Raw genomic sequence first — 18927 nt, 5'->3', positions numbered from 1 at the left:
GACGATAAGATTATTATTCGTCAGCATCAGTTGAAAGACTTTTTATGTGTTCGATAAGGTTCTTCTTATCAGTTTCATTCAATTTGGCGATCAAACAAGCCAACTCTGCAGAATCATCATCTTCACAAAAAAAGTAATTTAGTGGAACTCCAAGTGCTTCAGCCATTTTTTTTAATGTACTTATATCTGGAGTATGCCTTCCTTTTTCGTAGTGGTTCATTCGACCACTTGCTGAACCTTCATCCATACCAATAATCACCCCGAGATTTTTTTGGGTGATGCCGGCTTTCTTACGAGCCATTTTGAGTCTATATGGTATCGGATTTTGTTCCACAGTATGTTCATAACTAGAGGCCTTGATGACTTAGATTGTCTAAGTTTTACTGATTCACGTATACTTAGCAATCCTAAGTTTTCATGTGGTAACTAGAAGAATGACAAAAACCAATAAAATCAACGCGAATATGTATACCATTCTGGTAACTAATCAGATGGATAAGTTTACTGTCACGGAAGCCAGTAATAATCTGATATCTTCGACTGGGGAAATCCTAGAATTAAATGATGTTAGAAAATCTCTGTATCAACAGCTCTACAAGTTCGAACAAAAGGGATGGTTAAGTAGTTCTGGAAAAGGGCGAACTAAGAGGTATTCCGTAACCGAAGATTTTAAGAGTCTCTGCGTCACTCCGAACAAACTGAGCTCCCCTTTAGAAAGCTCACCTCATCTTCGAGGTAATAAAGTTCCCGCGTGTGAAGTTGAAACAATTAAAAATGAAAAAAGGGCAGTGGAAGCTGAACTTGAAATTACTTTATGTGAAATAACAAGGTACAAGCAACTAGAGGAGCGTTTCCCCAAACTTGTAAAGATAGTTTATCCCCTTACTCAAAAAGCTCATGAACGTTCGGTAGAACTTTTAGGGAACTTAAACGCTCTTTCAAACGTCCTCAATTCCTTGTACGAGATACAAAAACAGCGCTAAAAGAAGACAATACTGCACTACGGTGGCCATGGCTAAGTTCCCTATACGAACAGGATGCGTCATTTTTCCGAGCAATCACAAATATTGATTTATTGTTGTATTTTATTGAAATTAATCATTGGCAGGAAATAGGGATCACCTAAACCGACCTCACATTTCGCGAGTTACTGCGGATTTGCAATATAGAAACTTATTAAAGCTCACAATTGCTCTGTTTAGCACAGCAGTATGATTGTTCAAAAGAGCATCATATACAACAATGGGAGTATGTAACAATACGTATAAGAGCACTTCCTAAATGTCTTACTTCATGACCACGCCTGTTAATATCGAGGCAAATCAAAAACTACGAAATCCACAAATTGAAGCCTACATAAAAATCCAAGACTATTTCCAGGATAGCCCGAGCGGTGAAGCACTAGTTGTTCTACCAACCGGCACCGGTAAAAGTGGACTAATATCTATTGCTCCCTTTGGCATCTGCAAGGGACGAGTTTTAATCATCACACCAGGCTTAGTAACGAAACAAAGTATTCAAAAAACCCAAGAGGTTTTAGATGATAATTTTTGGGTAAATTATGACGTAATCTTCAATCCCTCACATCTTCCCGTCATATCTGAATATCGTTCTCAACTATCTGATGAGCACCTAAGAGCAAGTCATATTATTTACTCTAATATACAAAAACTCACTAGTAGCCGAGAGTCTGGCCTTTTGAGTCGAAATATCGTAGATCATAATTTCTTTGATATGGTTATCATAGATGAAGCACATCATGCCCCTGCATCCACATGGCAAGAAGTTTTAGAGTACTTTCCAAATGCAAAAAAACTACATGTTACTGGAACACCGTATCGTGGTGATAACCAAGCTATCCCTGGTGAAAAAATCCACGAAACACCGCTATCTGAAGTAATGAGAGATCGCTACGTCAAATGGCTTAGGAAAGAAACAGTCAATGCCAACGAACTTTACTTTACAATAGCAGAGCAACCGGATGTTAAGTTAACCAAAGACGAAGTACTTCAACTTAAAGATAAAGAGTGGTTAGAGAAAAGCGTAGCATTATCAGAGGCATGTTCACTTGATGTTATAGAAAACAGTATACAACGTCTAAAAGAACTAGAAGATCTCAGCCCAAATGTGCCCCACAAAATACTTGCAGTTGGCTGTAGTATAAAGCACGCAGAAGATTTACTAAGATGGTATAAATCTAAAGGCTTGGACAGCATTATTGTTCACAGCGAAATGGCCCCAGATGCTCTTCAAGCTGCTTTTGAACAAATAAATAGGCATGGGTGCCAAGTTATAATTTCAGTAAACATGCTCATGGAGGGATATGACCATCGTTACCTCACAATACTCGCGCTGTTTAGGCCATATAGAAGTATCAACGCTTTTGCACAAATAGTAGGACGAGTTCTTCGCGCAATTCCAGAAGAAGAGACAACTGCATTTGAGTTAGATAATAACGCTGTTGTTATCTTCCATGAAGAAACGGGACTCAACTTCATGTGGAACAAGTTTCAACAAGAAGTCGACAGAGCTAAACAACAAAGAGTTCGTGATTACACTGGTCTATCTGGGGAGTATGCAGAAAGAACTACTAGCTTAGCTGGAGTTTCAAGTGAAAATGTCTACATTAGTGACAAAGACTCCTACTTGAATGACATAGACTTTAACGACATTTTTGAGAAAAAAAGAGCTGAAATTAGAGATAATGTCTCAGGGAAAATCGAAGCCTTGAAACAAGCCGGTATTCTTGATGAAGATGATTTTGAGGTAATCAAAAACAAATTAATTGAAAAAGAAACAAACAAGATATCATCTGAAATTGACCCCGCACTAATCGAAAAAAGACCTGATTTAGCTCGAAAAAGACTAAGAGAATTGCTGACGAAGAAAGCTCAAGATGAAGCTGCTAGCCTTCTAAGTGATCTAGGAATCAATGAAAAAAATTGCGAGCTAGCACCTAGATTTATGAGTATAATCCCCTACCTCAAAGCTGATACCCCAAATGATGGAGTATTAGTTAGGTATATAAACACAAAGCTGGCAAAGAAGTACGGTAAAGTTAACGACCGCGATAACAAAGCTTTGCTAGACTCAATCAATCAAGTGCCATCGCTCATGAATGAGTTGAGGAAAATGTTATCATGTTAAGCAATCAAACCAATAAAGTACTGGAAAAGCTAGTAGCTACCTACTTATCAAAAGGTGTACAACCCAGTGATATCGTTGACACAATGTTTGAGGAACATTATGTCGATATGAATATCAAAAAGAGCTCAGACTCTTTAGTGATGACGTACTCATTTGAAGAAGTAGATGATAATGATCAAATCAACTGCATATCGATGAAATACACGTATAGCAAAAGTATGTATTTACAATCGGTAGAGCAAAAGGTGGGAAAAGGTCGTTACAAAGTGCAATGGGATCGCTCTGAAGATCTAAAAACTACCGTTAAAAAACTTATCCAATTGACAGGATCAGAAGATAACCTCAACCAAATTATCAAAACTGTTCCTTGTGAAATACAAAAGTTTATAAAAACACCACTAGTTGCCTAGCTTAAATAAAAATACACAAGAAAGAAAAGTAATATTTTGGGGCTAATTCTTGTTAGCAAAGACCTACTAATAAGGATGCCCCTTCATAGAGTAGCCCGTTCATATAGTTTTTGGACACTTATCCTTAAAATACTATTTATTGATCAAACTACCGATGCGTTGATAATCAAAGATCAGACAATATTTAGAGCACCACGCTGAATATCACAGTAAAAACTCGCGTTAATTGTTTTGCAGTTGTTCTTAGTTCGCTTGTATTCCCCATCTAACTTCAAGTCACTACCACTCATTAGTTCCCACTGAACTCTATAAAAATTGCTAAGCACAAAAGTCGTGAATAATTCTGGTGTAAAAACTCTGTTAGTTGCAATTCTCGAACTGTTGTTTACACCTAAATGAAGGTGGGCTATGGGATGATTAACTCTCTTATGCTGATCTTCACTTAAGTCATACCTCAATATTGGAGTTGTTATATTCGCCCTTAGCTCACAAAGTGCTTGTGTGTAGTCCTCAAATGACCATTCATCATCAATGTAATACTGGTGATAAGTTTGTAATAAGTCTTGTGGTGAGTCAGGAGTATCTGTATACGTACTAGAATTCATAGGGTTTGGGTAAAAAGCCATACGAATTTCATACGGATAAGATAACTTAGGTTGTCCTGGTTTAGCTTTCACCTCTCGAAACGAGAAGTGAAAGTAGGAGAAATCATTAAGAATGAAGTTGTAGTAGCCTTCATTTAACCCTGCAAAGTAAATCTCCTCATGTGTCGATCCATTTGCTAATGCTACCTTATTGAAATTCTTATTCACCTTTAAGCTAACTGGCGAAACCATTCTTGGTTCTAATTTCAGCTTGGTACATATCGCCAGTGCACGCGTTATCCCGCTATCGAAGTCTTGCTGTTTCATTTAGATTCCTTTGAAAAACTCAGCTTTTTCTTCCTCACTAACACCTAGTAGCTCTAGCTGTTCGCGGTAATTACGTTGTAGATCTTTTAGTTTTTGACTCTTCTCTGATAAGTCTCTTTGGAGCGTTTCGATTAAATCAGGATCTGGTTGAATAAATTCTAACTGTGGGCTACTGCTAATAGATTTCTGCAGTTCATTGAAAAAGTGATCCGCATTCGAGCCAATACCACTAACTCTAAGCCAAGCTTTTGCCCTAGTGAAAGCAGTAAAGATCCGGTTTCGTGAGTAGTGGCTGCCTTCTGTGAAAAACAAGGAGTCAATTCCAATAACAAGTACTGCAGGGGCCTCATTTCCTTTAGCTCTATGAATAGTCGACATTGTAACCTGCCCCTTTTCAATGAAAGACTTTGAGCTATACGGGTTGAGTAATACATTGTTTGATGAAATATCTTTCGCAATTAATCTGTTTTGGATAGCTTTGAAATAACTACGAGCATTACGATCATCCAATGCAATAATCATAATATCTTCTGGCTTCAAGCCTTCATTTAGTAGAGAAACTATATTTTCTACTACCCAATCAGACTCCTGTGATAGATTATCAAAAGATTTAAATTTAATGAGTTCTTCTATAGGTTCGTAAGCCGATATCGACAGAGGGCTATTTTGGCTTGGCCTTTCTACAAGAATTTTACTGCCAACTTCAAAATTACCCTGTAAAACATCATACCCGACATCCTCCCAATGAGCTTTGTCTTCTAAGTTCTGAACACAACCATCCTTTCGATATAAACCAAACCCTAAAGCATGGGCAGCAATCAACACTTCTCGAGGGTTTCGATAACATTTAGTAAGTACGATATCGTTGTCTAAATACTCTGGCAAATTTCGCCCAGCTCTTTGAAGATCGATGTAATCTTCTCCATTTTTATCTTGACCAAATAGTTCTTTAGGAGAACGTGTTTTAACCTTGAAAATATTTTGGAGTTCGTCATAACCCCAAATTATATTCTTAGTATCTTTATCCCCTTTTGTTATCTGATATATAAGACGGAAAAATGCTGACGTCATGTCTTGAGCTTCATCCATCAATACGTAATCATATTCTGGTCTAAGCTTATTACTAGCGATCGCATCAGAACACACATACTCAAACGGATTACTTGGTAATTGTGCTTTTGCCTGAGTAAAACTTACTATAGGAATACCATTGTCGTTACACGCGGAGTAATAGACCCCATCGACCCCAGCTCCACCCCAAGCATGTTTGATTTGTAAATTATCCCAGTTTGGATCCACTTTCTTATAGTGACGATAAAAACGAGTGATAAGATTTTTTACATGTACATAGAGGCTTTTAGTAAAAAACGTAAATAGAATTTTTTTCTCAGGGTACTCCATGTGAATGTGAGCAGCTTTCATTGCTAAAACAACTGTTTTTCCTGAACCAGCTAATCCTCGAATTCGTTGTGGGCCATCAATAATAGTTACGGCGCTATTTCTTTGGCGAATATCGAAGATTTTAATTTCTTCTTCAAGCTTCATTAACGTAAAAGCCTTTTTAGCTTTTTCGCCTTCGTTTACGCTTCTTGGTTTATCAGCAGATAGAGCTTTTGTACCCTCTAGTATCGCACGACATTCATTGAATTTTTCTTGAGATAATGTTGAAGCTTCATCCCTCATAATATTGAGAGTATCGACAAGCTCTGTTATAGACGTTACGAAGAGATCTGCATCACAATCCAAACCTTTAATAGATTCGACATAGAATAATGCGTCAAATCCAATACTTAACTCTTGTGTTCTCTTCTTTTTAGTTCTAAGCAGTTTACTTTCGTAAAGATTGGAAAAGATTAAACTTCTAAACTCATCCCATTCTTCATCGATTTGGTCTGATGAAGTAGTGTTATCAAACTGACTAAAACGAAGAGCTAAAATACCATGTTGCTCGCTTAGTATGACTAGATCAGATGTCTTCATTACATCTGATTCATAACCATAGAACTTCGGAAAACCAAAATAGACAATGGCTTGATCCAGACCTAATTCTTCACTGTTGGCTTTAAGGTGCTCTACCACTAGCTTAGCTAAAGGTAAACTTTCAAATAGCTTCGAGGTTATTACTGTTTCCATTGTCATTAAAACCTTGTTCTATAGTTTTTTATAATCATACGCGCGCACATACCTACATTCTACTGTAAATTATCAAACTATAGGCTTATGACACCACTAGTTTTAGAAGATAATCAAGAAGATGAACTTACAGCAACTAAATATAGTTTTTCTGAAACTTTTGTATAAAAAAAGTGAGGTATAACACATAAAAACTCTGGAAAACTACTATTGTAATTGAGATGTTTTTTGGAAAATAACCACTAAATCTCATTTTTCTGGAAAGCACATACTTACTTTACGGTTAAAAGTTTTACAGAATTTTTTCAGATTTTACGTGTGTCAGTAACCTGCAACGATGCGTTAATTGCGCGCTAATCGCATTGCTGATTTCAGCGAATCATTTGAAAAGGTCACCTTAGGGTGACCTTTTTTTGTTAGCCCATGCTTAACTCGCATTCTCCAATAACGTGCGAATAAACTCGGCTTTGATAGCACTCTCCTGCTTACCATCATGAATCAGACACAAGTCTGCACGCAGTGACTCTTTCAGCTTGATAAAACGAATCCCATGCCAATGATGCTGAGAAAACGTCGACGGCACCAACGTCACGGTATTGCTGTTTGCTACATATGCCATCAAGGTGCTTGGCTCCACCACTTGTTTGCCAATATGGGGTGAAAAGCCTTCTTGCAGACAGGCATTGATGATGAAGTTTGCCGAGGCAGAATTCGCCAAACTCATAAACGCAAACTCACACGCCTTTAAATCTTGGAGCCGCAGCAAAGATTTGCTGGCTAACTCATGTTGCTCCGACACCGCCACCACAAACACATCTTTGCCCAAAGACACCGACTGATACGGATAAATGTTGAGTGCATCGGCAAAACGTACAATGCCCACGTCGATTTTCTTCTCACTCAGATGCTTCTTTTGCGTCTCTGGGTTAAGGTCAAAAATGTCGGCGTGATAAGTGTCATGCTCAGCATGGAAGCGCTGCAACAGGCGATCAAAGCCACCCCAAAATGCACTACTTACCACACCAACTCGCAAGATATTTCTCTGGTTCAAACCCACTTGCTGCACTTGATTGAGTGAGACATCCAAGGTCTGAAAAATCAGTTGGCATTTGGACTCCAACAATCGTCCGGCCTCCGTCAGCATGACGTTTCTTGAATCACGCTCAAACAGTTTGACGTTAAGCACTTCTTCCAGCTCTTTGATGCGATTGCTCAACGGCGAATTGGTGATATTGAGGTTCTCGGCGGCCTTAGTGAAATGCTTGGTTTGTGCGACCTCGTAAAAGTAACGCAGCATCTTCAGCGTCACGCGCTCAAATGGTTCTGACTTCATGCATTGAGTCCTAGCGAATTTCATCATCCTCTTTTTAAGGATGATAGTAGCGAATAAAGCAAAGATAACCAGCGCAGAAAGTCACACAATGGAATCAACACACAACCAGAAGGTGACTAACATGAATCAGGATCCAGTAATCGGCGCGCTACAAACCATTCGCGAACGCAAACCAAACTTCCAACCTAAAGCGGCGTTTATTTTAGGCTCTGGCTTAGGCGTATTGGCAGACGAGCTACAAGACAAAGTGGTCATTCCATACGAAGAGATCGAAGGCTTTCCGGTTAGCACCGTGCAAGGCCACTCTGGTGAGTTGGTACTTGGTACCATGGGCGGCGTAGACGTAGTGTGCATGAAAGGTCGCGGTCACTACTATGAACACGGCTCAATGAAGGTCATGACAACGCCCGTGCGCACCTTTAAAAAGCTGGGCTGTGAGTTTCTGCTCGTCACCAACGCGGCAGGCTCACTTCGCCCTGAACGCATCGACGTCGGTTCTCTGGTGGTATTTCATGACCACATCAACACCATGCCTGAGTCGCCAATGATCGGTCCGAATGATGAAGAGTACGGCCCGAGGTTCTTCAGCCTCGCCAATGCGTACGACAAAGACCTGCGCGCAGAAGCGTTTGAAGTCGGCAAAGCCAATGGCATTCACCTGAATGAAGGTGTGTTTGTCTCTTACACAGGCCCCAACTTTGAGACCGCAGCCGAAATCCGCATGATGCAAATCATCGGTGGTGATGTGGTGGGCATGTCGGTCGTGCCAGAAGTGATTTCTGCGGCGCATTGCGGCTTACCCGTATTGGCAGTGTGTGCGATCACCAACATGGCAGAAGGCTTGGGAGATGTAGAATTGTCTCACGCCCAAACATTGAAGTGCGCGAAGCTAGCCGAAGCAGATTTCATTCGCTTTATTAAGCGCTTTATGAAGCATCACTTCTAAAGCCGTTTCATTCCCAAAAGCAAAAGGGTCATCAAGTAACTTGATGACCCTTTTTTGTGTCACGTTTTCTAACGTTCGGGGGTATTTCGGAGCCGTTTGTGCGTTTTACTTAACTGCACGAACCAATTCAGCAATGCCTTTCCAATCGCCGTTGTCCATCATTGCGGTTGGCACCATCCAAGTACCGCCACAAGCTACAACCGATTTCAGCGCTAGGTAATCTTCCACGTTGGATGGGCTTACGCCACCTGTTGGCATGAATTCCACTGGGTAAACCGCCGTCAGTGCTTTCAGCATGTTTACGCCGCCTGATGGCTCAGCAGGGAAGAACTTCAACGTACGCAGACCCATTTCCATCGCTTGCTCAACCAAGCTTGGGTTGTTTACACCCGGTACGATAGTCACGCCACGTTGCTGACAGTATTTCACTGTGGTTGGGTTGAAGCCTGGGCTAACGATAAAGTCCACGCCCGCTTCGATGGCGATATCCACTTGTTCTGTGGTCAGAACGGTGCCCGCGCCAATCAACAGTTCTGGGTACGCTTCACGCATGATGCGAATCGACTCCGCCGCCGCTTCGGTGCGGAATGTCACTTCCGCACATGGTAAACCGTTTTCTACCAACACTTTTGCCAGTGGCAGAGCGTGTGCTACGTCGTTGATTGCGATAACTGGGACGATTTTGATTTCTCTTAATCGTTGTTCAAGTGTTGTCATGGGGAACCTCTAAAGAATAAAGCTTAATGTTGCGACGATAATAAACGCGATACCGCCAAGTAACGTTTCCATTACCGTCCAAGTTTTTAATGTGGTTTTCTCATCCATCTCAAGCAGGCGAGATACCAACCAGAAACCAGAGTCATTGAAGTGAGACAGTACCGTTGCACCACCCGCAATCGCGATTACGATAAAGCAAAGGTCTAGTTCACTCAAACCTGTTGATGCAGCCACAACTGGCGCGATAAGAGCCGCCGTAGTGGTTAGCGCTACGGTTGCCGAGCCTTGAGCAACACGTAGACAGGTTGAAATCACAAACGCCGCCACAATCACAGGCATACCTGTGTCTGTAAGAACGTCAGCCAGTGCATCACCGATGCCGCTTGAGCGCAGTACGCCGCCAAACATGCCACCAGCACCCGTTACAAGGATAACGCCACAGATTGGAGCCAATGACTCACCACACAATTTTTCTAGTTTTGCCATGCCGTAGTCTTTGGCAAACACAGCCAGACAGACAATCAAAGTAATCAGCAACGCGACTGGGGTTTTACCTAGCATACGTAGGAACTCAACTAGTGCCGTTTTGCCATCAATCAAACCTGCAACCGCCAGTGTGTTCAATACCGTATCCAAACAGATTAGCAGGACTGGCAGCACAAGGATGGTCATAACCGTGCCAAATTTTGGTGCGTTGCGCTCATCCACCATAGCTTCGCCATTAAAGAAGGCTTTAGATAGTGGGATATCGAATTTTTTGCCCGCGTACAAGCCAAATAGGTAAGCGCCAAGGTACCAAGTGGGAATAGCAACCAAAATACCCACCACCAATAGCAGACCGATGTTTGCGCCAAGGAATTCTGCCGCTGCAACCGGACCTGGGTGTGGTGGAACAAACGCGTGCATAACCGCAAAAGCACCGGCAGCAGGCAACGCGTATTTAATTGGTGAGCCACCAAAACGAGCCGCCACACTTAGGATGATTGGCATCATCACTACAAGGCCAGCATCGAAGAAGATTGGGAAGCCAAACAGTAATGAAGCGACGCCCAAAGCAAATGGTGCGCGCTCTTTACCAAAGCGACCAATCAAAGTGTCTGCCAGCACTTTCGCACCGCCAGTCACTTCAAGAATTTTACCGATCATCGCACCAAGACCAACCAGTAATGCCACGGAAGCCAGTGTGCCGCCGAAGCCGCCCATCATGGTCGATACGACTTTCTCAGAAGGAACGCCAGTGGCGATTGCTGTGCCTAAACTCACCATAGTAAGGGAAGCAAAAGCATGGACTTTCAGTTTAATGATCAGAACGAGTAACGCTGCAATGGCAAGGCCTGCAATCGTCAGTAGGAACGTAGGATCTGGGGCTTGGGTTAATTGCTCCATAGGTTCACCTTTAAGAATTATTGTTTGTGTTATGGTTCACATTTATTTCAGTTACCGGTAACATGTTACCGATAACATGAATAAGATAAACCCATATTTTAAAGTGAATTCAAAAATTGAGATCACGCGCAAATTTGGTTATGAGGATAAGTTATGGCTGGTAGTAGTGTCATCGTTATGGGCGTTTGTGCTAGTGGTAAAAGCACAATTGGTGAGCATCTAGCGAAAAAGCTAGGGCGTAAATTCATTGATGGTGATGATCTTCATCCACGAGCGAACATTCAGAAAATGGCATCGGGCCAGCCTCTGAACGATGATGATCGCAAGCCATGGCTAGAACGCATTCGTGATGCGGCGTACAGCCTAGAAAGCAAAAACGAACACGGCATTATTGTCTGTTCAGCACTGAAAAAGATTTACCGCGATCAGATCCGCGAAGGCAACGACAACGTGACCTTCCTGTTCCTTGATGGTGATATGGAGTTGATCCTGAATCGCATGCGTATGCGCAAAGGCCACTTCATGAAAGAAAACATGGTGAAGAGCCAATTCGAGACGCTAGAGCGCCCAGACAACGAGCCTCAAACTCTGATCATCAGTATCGACGGAGACATCAGCGACGTGGTGGAACGCTCTGCCGCTGAGCTAATCAAAATGCAAGCGATCGAGGTGGCGTAATGACTCACTCTGTTGTTCTTGAGGTCACACAACGTTTGACCGAGCGCAGCCGTGAAGCGCGCGCTGCGTTTCTTGCTCGCACCGAAGTGCAAGCCGAAGCAGGCAAAGGCCGTGTTGGTTTATCTTGTGGTAACTTAGCTCATGCAGTCGCCGCATCTTGCTCTTCTGAAAAGAAAAATATTCTCGATTTTACTCATGCCAATGTCGCGCTGATCAGCGCCTACAACGACATGTTGAGCGCCCACCAGCCGTACCAAGACTACCCAGCGCAAATCAAACAAGTGCTGGCGGACTACGGCCATACAGCGCAAGTCGCAGGTTGTGTGCCAGCGATGTGCGATGGGGTGACTCAAGGTCAAGCAGGCATGGATATGTCGCTGTTTTCGAGAGACTTAATTGCGCAATCAACGGCGTTGTCTTTGAGCCACAATGTCTTTGATGCCACATTACTGCTTGGCATCTGTGACAAAATCGCCCCGGGGCAACTGATGGGCGCGCTGTCTTACGCGCACCTGCCGACTGCGTTTGTACCAGCGGGTCTGATGGCAACAGGCATCAGCAACGAAGAGAAAGTCGACGTGCGCCAAAAATACGCAGCGGGAGAAGTCGGCAAAGACACTCTGCTGGATATGGAGTGTCGGGCTTACCACTCTGCGGGTACGTGTACGTTTTACGGCACCGCCAACACCAACCAGTTGGTGTTCGAAGCCATGGGCTTGATGCTGCCAGGTTCGGCATTCATTCATCCCCATACCCAACTGCGTAAAGCGTTAACCGATCACGCGGCTCTGAAAATCGCCTCAATGACGGCGGGTTCTGCACACTTCCGTCCGCTGGCCGAGGTGGTCACAGAAAAGAGCTTGGTCAACGGCATCATCGCTCTACTTGCATCTGGCGGCAGCACCAATCACACCATTCATATGATCGCCGTGGCGCGTGCTGCTGGCATCTTGCTCACGTGGCAAGACATCAGCGATCTGTCGGATGTGGTTCCTTTGTTAGCTCGCGTTTACCCGAACGGCCCAGCCGATATGAACGCGTTCCAAGATGCGGGGGGCGTGCCTGCGTTATTGCACCGCTTGAACGAATCCGAGCTTTTGCATCGCGATGTGAAACCCGTGTTTGGTGAATTTGAAGACCAAATGACGTTGCCGAGTCTTGTCGATGGACAACTGACTTGGACACCGTGCCAAGGCAGCCAAGACGGTGACGTGATCGCCAAACCGGACGCCACTTTCCAAAATACTGGCGGCACTCGCGTATTGACTGGCAACTTGGGCAAAGCCGTGGTGAAAGTGTCTGCGGTGAAAGAAGAGCAACGCGTGATTGTTGCACCAGCGATCGTATTCCAATGCCAACATGAAGTGGAAGCCGCGTACAAACGTGGCGAGCTGAACAAAGACTGCATCGTTGTGGTCACACACAATGGCCCAGCGGCAAACGGCATGCCTGAACTGCATAAACTGATGCCAATTCTCAGCAACGTGCAGAAAGCGGGCTTTAAAGTCGCGCTAGTGACGGACGGTCGTTTATCTGGTGCGTCAGGTAAAATTCCGTCTGCGATTCACGTTTCTCCAGAAGCCATTCGTGGTGGCGCGATTGGTTTAGTGCGCAACGGTGATTTGATTCGCCTGGATTGCCAAACGGGCGAATTGAACAACTTAAGCGACACCACAGGTCGCGAGTTGATTCATTTCGACACCGAATCTACCCAACAAACATGGGGACGAGGCTTGTTTAGCGTGATCCGCCAAAACATCTCTAGCGCAGAAGAAGGCGCAAGCTTCATTGTTTAAGGCGAGATGAAAGACCTCGTCATTTCGACGAGCCTAAGCAAGATCAGGAATTTAATATCAACGTGCTGTGAAACCAGAGAAAACACCCCTACCACAGCACTTTGTTGTCGGTAGATTCTGAATCACGCTCGTCCCTCGCTGTTCAGAATGACGAGATGTGGGATTGGTCATTTTTCTTTTTCAATAAACGAATTAGTCCGTCATTCCGACGAGCCTAGGCGAGATCAGGAATCTAATAGCAAAATGCTGTGAAGCCAGAGAAAACACCTCTGCCACAGCACTTTTTGTTGGTAGGTTCTGAACCTTGCTCGTCCCTCGCTGTTCAGAATGACAAACTTTGGGGGTTGATCACGGTTCTTTCTAAAAAATGAATCCGTCATTCCGACGAGCCTAAGCGAGATCAGGAATCTAATAGCAAAATGCTGTGAAGCCAGAGAAAATCCCTCTGCCACAGCACTTTTTTGTTAGTAGATTCTGAATCACGCTCGTCCCTCGCTGTTCAGAATGACGAGCTTTGGGGTTGGTCACTGTTCTTCTTAAAAATGAATGACTCCGTCATTTCGACGAGCCTAGGCGAGATCAGGAATCAACTATCAAAGTGCTGTAAAGCCAGAGAAAACACCCCACAGAACTTTGCTGTCGGTAGATTCTGAATCACGCTCGTCCCTCGCTGTTCAGAATGGCAAGCTTTGGAATTGGCCTCGGTTCTTTCTAAAAAACGAATAAATCCGTCATTCCGACGAGCCTAGGCGAGATCAGGAATCTACTATCAAGGTGCTGTGAAGCCAGAGAAAACAACTCTGTCACAGCACTTTTTGTTGGTAGGTTCTGAATCACGCTCGTCCCTCGCTGTTCCGAATGAAGATATCTGGGGCTCAGAGGATTGCATTAAGCGGTTTTCATCACCACGACCGCAGCAATCACCACAAAGATACCAAACCAGCCGATTGGCTTGAGTTTCTGCTTAAACAGCAAGGCACCACCTACTGCGGTACCCAAGATACCGATCGCGCCCCAAGAAGCATAAGCAATGGCTAAGTCGATCTCTTTCACCGCTTGCGCCAATAACGTGAATGCAGCCAGCACCAACACAATCGCTGTAATGCCCCAGCCTTTGTATTTAAAGCCGTGAGAACGTGTGAGCGCCATGTTAGCCACAATGTCGACCAAGGCAGCCATCACGACAAATCCAAATGACATCGTAAAAAATTGACTCATGATTCACACCTTACACTTGTAGAAAATGAACGTTCTTTTGCCAGTTTATCGGCGTTTTTCTTGGTGTTAGATTGACCGTGTGACTCACCTAAAGTCACACAAACGATGCCGATGACAGCTAACATCAAACCAAGCAGCTCTTGGGAATTTAAGTCAGAATCAAACAACACGATCGAAACGACCGTGATCAATGAGATACCCAATCCTTCCCAAACAGCGTATGCCACGCCGATAGAAATCTTTTTCGCAGCAATCGAGAGGAAGTAGTACGACACCGCAATCAATACGTACATCACGATGTAGCCCAACCATCCATGACCTTGTCCGATAAAAGACATGGTGCTGGTGCCTGCTACTTCGGCAACGATGGCGAGCAATAAAAATAGACGTGCAACTAGCATGATGAATCCTCCATCAGAAATTAAAAAACTGCATAACGGAGAATGGTGAATGTCACGCATCTATATCGACATTCAAAAAGTTAAAAAGATAAAAATGAGCCACTTCTCCTGACTATTTGAGATAAGGTTAGCGCTGAGCAGGAAAAAGAGACAGGTAATTGAGATATTCATTTTTGAATATCTATAGGATCGAGTTGTCTATGTAATCACACATTTTCTTCATGGTTAAATTGTGCAGAGAATCTCGTTGACGAGAGACAATAATCAGTCGTCACTGTGCGAAAATTAATGGCGTCTTCAGAGTTTGGCGTACCACTTTATGTAAGTGTCGGTGCAAAGGATGGTTGCGATTGGTTTGTAAGAAACCGCCAGAGACGACAAACTGGCTAAACTCACGGTTGACGAGTGGCATTGCGTAGGACGCCAGTTCCGGCATCAACAATGCCGAGCTTTGACTGGCATACATAATTGCGTCGGTTTCTTGCAGCATTTGGCAAGCCACGCGCAAATTATAGGATTTCAATAACACCACAGGCTCATAGCCCATGCGGCGATACTCAGACTCCACGGTACAAAGAGGTTTATATGACGCGGGCGCAGGCAAAGAAACAAGGGGCAGTTTGGAGACCGTGTCCCAATCATTGCTGACTTTCGACAAAGTCGGATGGTTTTTACGCGCCAAAATCACTCGTTTTTCAACGAATAACGGGCGCATGTAAATGTCTTTCGACAGTTCGGTCTCTTGGTCGAGAATGCAGTAATCGTGCTCACCTTCGAGCATTTCATCGTGCGAATAACTGTTCCAGCTGGAAAAGGCAAAGTGCGCTTTAGGGAACGCTCGATGGCAGCCAGTTAGCAATCGCTGCCCTTGTTCATCCATCAAATAAGGGTCGGTTACAATCGCGATCTGCCCTTGGTATTGCAGTGGGTCGAACACTTCAAACTCTTGCACCACTTTTTCCAGTGGTGCAATCATGTTGTCGAACTCGGCGGCGAGACGTATCGCCATCGGTGACGGCTCAACCCCATGCGCTTTACGCACAAACAGCGGGTCATCAAACACTTGCTTAAGCTTCATTACGCCGCGACTGGCACTCGGTTGAGAAATGCCCAGCTGCATCGCGGCCAGCTTGATGCTGCGGTTTTCCACCACGGCCTTTAATAAACGCATTAAGTTGAGATCCAATGCATCCAGCTGATGTGCCATACCCTAACCTGCCAATACCATTGATGAGCGAATACAGAGAGCAGTTAACTGCGAGTTAAACACTCTCTCCGGAGGTAATTTGATACCCCATATCAACCACTTTTTCTTCTTGCGCTTCACCTTTCAGACGCGCGATCAAAAGCTCTGCGCTCTTTTCACCGATTTTGAAACGCGGCGTATCGACGCTAGTCAGTTTGGGGCTGATGGTTTGACCGATATCCAACGCGTTATAGCCCACAACAGCCAACTGCTGCGGAACTTGAATGCCACGTTGTTGCGCGCTCAGCATGGTCCCTATCGCGATGTCATCGTTGGTACAAAATACGCCATCAAGCGTTGGGTGAGTTTCTAGCGCGCGTTCAAGCAAATCATGCGCTAAAGAGAAGCTAGAGTGATCACCCGTTAATACGTGCTTAGGTTCTAGCCCTGCTTCCGTCATCGCGCGATCATAACCTTGCATACGCAGCTTGGTTCGCGTATCCAAACGCGCCCCAAAATAAACGATTGTACGCTTACCTGAATCTAGCATCTGCTTAACCGCCGTGTACGAGGCATCTTCATGATCTAGCCCAACCGCCATATCAATCGGCTCTGGAGGCAACTCCATGGTTTCCACCACAGGGATCCCTGCATTTTTTATCATTTGCAATGTACGCGGCGTGTGATGGCTTTCAGTTAGAATAAGTCCATCGACCTGATAAGAGAGTAATGACGCGATCTTGCGTTCTTCTTCAAGCTCATCGTAGCTAAAATGCGCTAAAAGCGTCTCATAACCATTGGCTTTGGTCACCATCTCGATGCCCTGAACAAAGGAAGCAAAAATTTGGTTGGACAATGAGGGCAGTAAAATACCAATGGCTTTACTGGACGACTTTGACAACATAGCGGGGGCGCGGTTTTCGATGTATCCCATCTCTTCAATCGCAGTCGCAATCTTGGCCCGAGTCTTTTCTGCCACCGATTCAGGGTTACGCATATAACGTGAAACCGTCATCTTCGTGACGCCAACTTGGTCTGCGACATCCTGCAATGTCGTGCGAGTTTTCTTATTCTGTTGAGCCATAAATATGTGATTTATCAGTAATGTTACAAGTAACATTATGACGAATAGACTCTCTGCCGACAAGCTCAGTGAAAATAATTCGCAAAATCATGACGTTATTATTCTATTAGCCACCAAATTGCGTTTCATACATTGTGAGTCAAAGCCGAATAAATAAATGACATTTATATCAAAGTTCTTATAAAATGCCGTACCTAAAAGAATAAGACATTAGGCACAGTGCAGTTAGGCTCTAGCGAAACCCAGATTTACTATCACTTGCTTGATCTGGACGACTCCCAAAAGCAGCAATACCTCCAAGCATTGCAACAAAGTCAACCTGAGCTGTATCAACAACTCGTTCCTCTTTTAGCCAATGAGACACCTGAAGAACAACTAACGCAGTTACTTTACTTTGGTGCTCACCAGGCTACGAACCGAGACGTCGATCTAAGCGGAGAAGTCATCAGTAAGTATCGCCTAACTCATGAGTTGGGTCGCGGTGGCATGGGTGTCGTTTACGCCGCCCTACGTGCAGATGAAACGTTCGAACAAGATCTGGCCATCAAGTTTATTCAAAGCAATTTGAGTAATGTGCTGGGACAACGTGCACTCTTCGATGAGGCACAACTGCTCGCGCGTCTAAACCATCCGTACATAGCGAAAGTGTTTGATGGCGGTCTTCATCAAGATTCAGTTTACATCGTGATGGAGCGGGTATTTGGTCAAACCTTAGATGAATACCTGTCAGAAAATAAGCTGGAAAAGACAGAAAAACTGCTGCTGTTTAAGCAGATTTGTCAGGCGATGGAGCACGCCCACCAGCATCATGTTTTGCATGCCGATCTAAAACCAGAAAATATACTGATTGATCGTAGCAAACGACCCAAACTGCTCGACTTCAACTTGACTCAAAAAGCGCACTCCACCCGAGAGGGCTCACCCTCGGCACTGATTGCGTTTAGCCAAAATTTTGCCAGCCCTGAGCAGCAGGCTGGACAAGTACTGACAGAGCAAAGCGATGTTTATTCATTGGGCAAAATCCTCGCTTTGATGTTTCCGTCACCAGCGGTTTGGTCTGATGTGTATTGGGTGATAAGACGGGCGACGCGTCCAGCCACCCAAGTGCGATACCCAGATGTGCGAGCGCTACGCATTGATATCGAGCGAATTATCGAACGTCGCCCTATCGAGCAGAAAAAACACTGGCCTTTGTATAGCGCCTTTCGCTTGGTGCAACGGCGCCCTCTTGCTTCTGCATTGTCAGGCATCATCGTGCTATCAGGTGTGCTATTTGGCAGCGCCATGATGCAAAAGAATATCCAACTGCAACAAGAGAAGAAGATTGCAGAAGATATGATGTACGAAATGACTCGCCTTATCTTCCACGCGAAGGGGCAGAATGTCGAACACCTCTCAGTGAGCTCCATGATGGAGTTAACACGAAGGCGGATACTCTCTAATCCAGATATCCCCAAACATATAAAACAAAAAATGTTGTTGGCGATGATGACACCGGTGCCAAAGAAGCACCTAACTACTCCAATGAGTTGTCAGCCAAATTGTGCGTCTGAGGACAGCACCAACCCATAAGGCTTAAAA

The 18927-nt window shown here is 44.3% G+C and carries 17 protein-coding genes; 7 read left to right on the top strand and 10 right to left on the bottom strand.

Annotated elements, in window-relative coordinates; genetic code table 11:
• Positions 1-13 precede the first annotated feature (13 nt).
• On the bottom strand, positions 14-301 hold the full coding sequence (locus ACHFJ9_RS08390) for a helix-turn-helix domain-containing protein (RefSeq protein WP_193268347.1): 288 nt from the start codon (positions 299-301) through the stop codon (positions 14-16).
• A 133-nt stretch (positions 302-434) separates the two neighbouring features.
• Here ACHFJ9_RS08390 and ACHFJ9_RS08385 point away from each other — a divergent pair, with 133 nt between their 5' ends.
• The 3 genes from ACHFJ9_RS08385 (at position 435) to ACHFJ9_RS08375 (ending at position 3557) form a co-directional block, all read left to right on the top strand.
• The gene (locus ACHFJ9_RS08385; RefSeq protein WP_395356468.1) at positions 435-983 is read left to right on the top strand and encodes a hypothetical protein; all 549 of its coding nucleotides are present in this window, start codon (positions 435-437) and stop codon (positions 981-983) included.
• A 298-nt stretch (positions 984-1281) separates the two neighbouring features.
• On the top strand, positions 1282-3147 hold the full coding sequence (locus tag ACHFJ9_RS08380) for a DEAD/DEAH box helicase (RefSeq protein ID WP_395356466.1): 1866 nt from the start codon (positions 1282-1284) through the stop codon (positions 3145-3147).
• Positions 3141-3557 (top strand): hypothetical protein, encoded by a 417-nt coding sequence (locus ACHFJ9_RS08375; protein ID WP_193270262.1) that lies wholly within the window; start codon positions 3141-3143, stop codon positions 3555-3557. The genes ACHFJ9_RS08380 and ACHFJ9_RS08375 overlap by 7 nt, the downstream gene beginning before the upstream one ends.
• Positions 3558-3730: 173 nt before the next feature.
• Here the strand turns inward: ACHFJ9_RS08375 and ACHFJ9_RS08370 are convergent, their stop codons facing one another.
• The 3 genes from ACHFJ9_RS08370 to ACHFJ9_RS08360 form a co-directional block, all read right to left on the bottom strand.
• Positions 3731-4468, bottom strand: a complete 738-nt coding sequence (locus tag ACHFJ9_RS08370) for a DUF2290 domain-containing protein (RefSeq protein ID WP_395356464.1) — start codon at positions 4466-4468, stop codon at positions 3731-3733.
• Positions 4469-6601 carry a DEAD/DEAH box helicase gene (locus ACHFJ9_RS08365; RefSeq protein ID WP_395356462.1) on the bottom strand — a complete coding sequence of 711 codons (2133 nt, stop codon included), beginning with the start codon at positions 6599-6601 and terminating at the stop codon, positions 4469-4471. It abuts the gene before it with no gap.
• A 427-nt stretch (positions 6602-7028) separates the two neighbouring features.
• Positions 7029-7934 (bottom strand): LysR family transcriptional regulator, encoded by a 906-nt coding sequence (locus ACHFJ9_RS08360; RefSeq protein ID WP_025533060.1) that lies wholly within the window; start codon positions 7932-7934, stop codon positions 7029-7031.
• 121 nt (positions 7935-8055) lie between these two features.
• Between ACHFJ9_RS08360 and xapA the strand changes: the two genes are divergently transcribed.
• A complete protein-coding gene (gene xapA, locus ACHFJ9_RS08355) occupies positions 8056-8880 on the top strand; it encodes a xanthosine phosphorylase (protein WP_029821937.1) in 825 nt (274 codons plus the stop codon).
• 105 nt (positions 8881-8985) lie between these two features.
• Here the strand turns inward: xapA and ACHFJ9_RS08350 are convergent, their stop codons facing one another.
• Both ACHFJ9_RS08350 and ACHFJ9_RS08345 read right to left on the bottom strand, forming a co-directional pair.
• Positions 8986-9597: a bifunctional 4-hydroxy-2-oxoglutarate aldolase/2-dehydro-3-deoxy-phosphogluconate aldolase gene (locus tag ACHFJ9_RS08350; protein WP_395356459.1), complete on the bottom strand. Its 612-nt coding sequence runs from the start codon at positions 9595-9597 to the stop codon at positions 8986-8988.
• A gap of 9 nt (positions 9598-9606) precedes the next feature.
• Complete coding sequence (locus ACHFJ9_RS08345; protein WP_005478622.1) at positions 9607-10983, bottom strand: GntP family permease; 1377 nt, start codon at positions 10981-10983, stop codon at positions 9607-9609.
• A 153-nt stretch (positions 10984-11136) separates the two neighbouring features.
• On the opposite strand from ACHFJ9_RS08345, the gene ACHFJ9_RS08340 reads away from it, so the two are divergent.
• Positions 11137-11661 carry a gluconokinase gene (locus tag ACHFJ9_RS08340; RefSeq protein ID WP_005478642.1) on the top strand — a complete coding sequence of 175 codons (525 nt, stop codon included), beginning with the start codon at positions 11137-11139 and terminating at the stop codon, positions 11659-11661.
• The gene (gene edd / locus ACHFJ9_RS08335; RefSeq protein WP_395356456.1) at positions 11661-13457 is read left to right on the top strand and encodes a phosphogluconate dehydratase; all 1797 of its coding nucleotides are present in this window, start codon (positions 11661-11663) and stop codon (positions 13455-13457) included. Before ACHFJ9_RS08340 ends, edd begins: the two co-directional genes overlap by 1 nt.
• An 888-nt stretch (positions 13458-14345) precedes the next feature.
• Here the strand turns inward: edd and ACHFJ9_RS08330 are convergent.
• The 4 genes from ACHFJ9_RS08330 to ACHFJ9_RS08315 form a co-directional block, all read right to left on the bottom strand.
• Entirely contained in the window at positions 14346-14675 is a 330-nt protein-coding gene (locus tag ACHFJ9_RS08330; protein WP_053807555.1) for an SMR family transporter, read from the bottom strand.
• Entirely contained in the window at positions 14672-15076 is a 405-nt protein-coding gene (locus ACHFJ9_RS08325; RefSeq protein WP_258643221.1) for an SMR family transporter, read from the bottom strand. The genes ACHFJ9_RS08330 and ACHFJ9_RS08325 overlap by 4 nt, the downstream gene beginning before the upstream one ends.
• A gap of 271 nt (positions 15077-15347) precedes the next feature.
• Positions 15348-16283 (bottom strand): LysR family transcriptional regulator, encoded by a 936-nt coding sequence (locus ACHFJ9_RS08320; protein ID WP_256935883.1) that lies wholly within the window; start codon positions 16281-16283, stop codon positions 15348-15350.
• Between the two features lie 55 nt (positions 16284-16338).
• Positions 16339-17346 (bottom strand): LacI family DNA-binding transcriptional regulator, encoded by a 1008-nt coding sequence (locus tag ACHFJ9_RS08315; RefSeq protein ID WP_012841242.1) that lies wholly within the window; start codon positions 17344-17346, stop codon positions 16339-16341.
• A 219-nt stretch (positions 17347-17565) separates the two neighbouring features.
• On the opposite strand from ACHFJ9_RS08315, the gene ACHFJ9_RS08310 reads away from it, so the two are divergent.
• Complete coding sequence (locus ACHFJ9_RS08310; protein WP_395193064.1) at positions 17566-18918, top strand: serine/threonine-protein kinase; 1353 nt, start codon at positions 17566-17568, stop codon at positions 18916-18918.
• Positions 18919-18927: the final 9 nt, after the last annotated feature.

This window comes from Vibrio sp. D3 (genome assembly GCF_043995865.1).
GTDB lineage: Bacteria > Pseudomonadota > Gammaproteobacteria > Enterobacterales > Vibrionaceae > Vibrio > Vibrio diabolicus.
Note: the sequence above shows the minus strand (reverse complement) of the source record. Positions and strands in the feature narration are given on the sequence as shown.

What these genes read in the sequence shown, in the direction of transcription:
- ACHFJ9_RS08390 (WP_193268347.1), bottom strand. Translation starts at nt 301, where the DNA reads ATGGCTCGTAAGAAAGCCGGCATCACCCAAAAAAATCTCGGGGTGATT.
- ACHFJ9_RS08385 (WP_395356468.1), top strand. Translation starts at nt 435, where the DNA reads ATGACAAAAACCAATAAAATCAACGCGAATATGTATACCATTCTGGTA.
- ACHFJ9_RS08380 (WP_395356466.1), top strand. Translation starts at nt 1,282, where the DNA reads ATGTCTTACTTCATGACCACGCCTGTTAATATCGAGGCAAATCAAAAA.
- ACHFJ9_RS08375 (WP_193270262.1), top strand. Translation starts at nt 3,141, where the DNA reads ATGTTAAGCAATCAAACCAATAAAGTACTGGAAAAGCTAGTAGCTACC.
- ACHFJ9_RS08370 (WP_395356464.1), bottom strand. Translation starts at nt 4,468, where the DNA reads ATGAAACAGCAAGACTTCGATAGCGGGATAACGCGTGCACTGGCGATA.
- ACHFJ9_RS08365 (WP_395356462.1), bottom strand. Translation starts at nt 6,601, where the DNA reads ATGGAAACAGTAATAACCTCGAAGCTATTTGAAAGTTTACCTTTAGCT.
- ACHFJ9_RS08360 (WP_025533060.1), bottom strand. Translation starts at nt 7,934, where the DNA reads ATGAAGTCAGAACCATTTGAGCGCGTGACGCTGAAGATGCTGCGTTAC.
- xapA (WP_029821937.1), top strand. Translation starts at nt 8,056, where the DNA reads ATGAATCAGGATCCAGTAATCGGCGCGCTACAAACCATTCGCGAACGC.
- ACHFJ9_RS08350 (WP_395356459.1), bottom strand. Translation starts at nt 9,597, where the DNA reads ATGACAACACTTGAACAACGATTAAGAGAAATCAAAATCGTCCCAGTT.
- ACHFJ9_RS08345 (WP_005478622.1), bottom strand. Translation starts at nt 10,983, where the DNA reads ATGGAGCAATTAACCCAAGCCCCAGATCCTACGTTCCTACTGACGATT.
- ACHFJ9_RS08340 (WP_005478642.1), top strand. Translation starts at nt 11,137, where the DNA reads ATGGCTGGTAGTAGTGTCATCGTTATGGGCGTTTGTGCTAGTGGTAAA.
- edd (WP_395356456.1), top strand. Translation starts at nt 11,661, where the DNA reads ATGACTCACTCTGTTGTTCTTGAGGTCACACAACGTTTGACCGAGCGC.
- ACHFJ9_RS08330 (WP_053807555.1), bottom strand. Translation starts at nt 14,675, where the DNA reads ATGAGTCAATTTTTTACGATGTCATTTGGATTTGTCGTGATGGCTGCC.
- ACHFJ9_RS08325 (WP_258643221.1), bottom strand. Translation starts at nt 15,076, where the DNA reads ATGCTAGTTGCACGTCTATTTTTATTGCTCGCCATCGTTGCCGAAGTA.
- ACHFJ9_RS08320 (WP_256935883.1), bottom strand. Translation starts at nt 16,283, where the DNA reads ATGGCACATCAGCTGGATGCATTGGATCTCAACTTAATGCGTTTATTA.
- ACHFJ9_RS08315 (WP_012841242.1), bottom strand. Translation starts at nt 17,346, where the DNA reads ATGGCTCAACAGAATAAGAAAACTCGCACGACATTGCAGGATGTCGCA.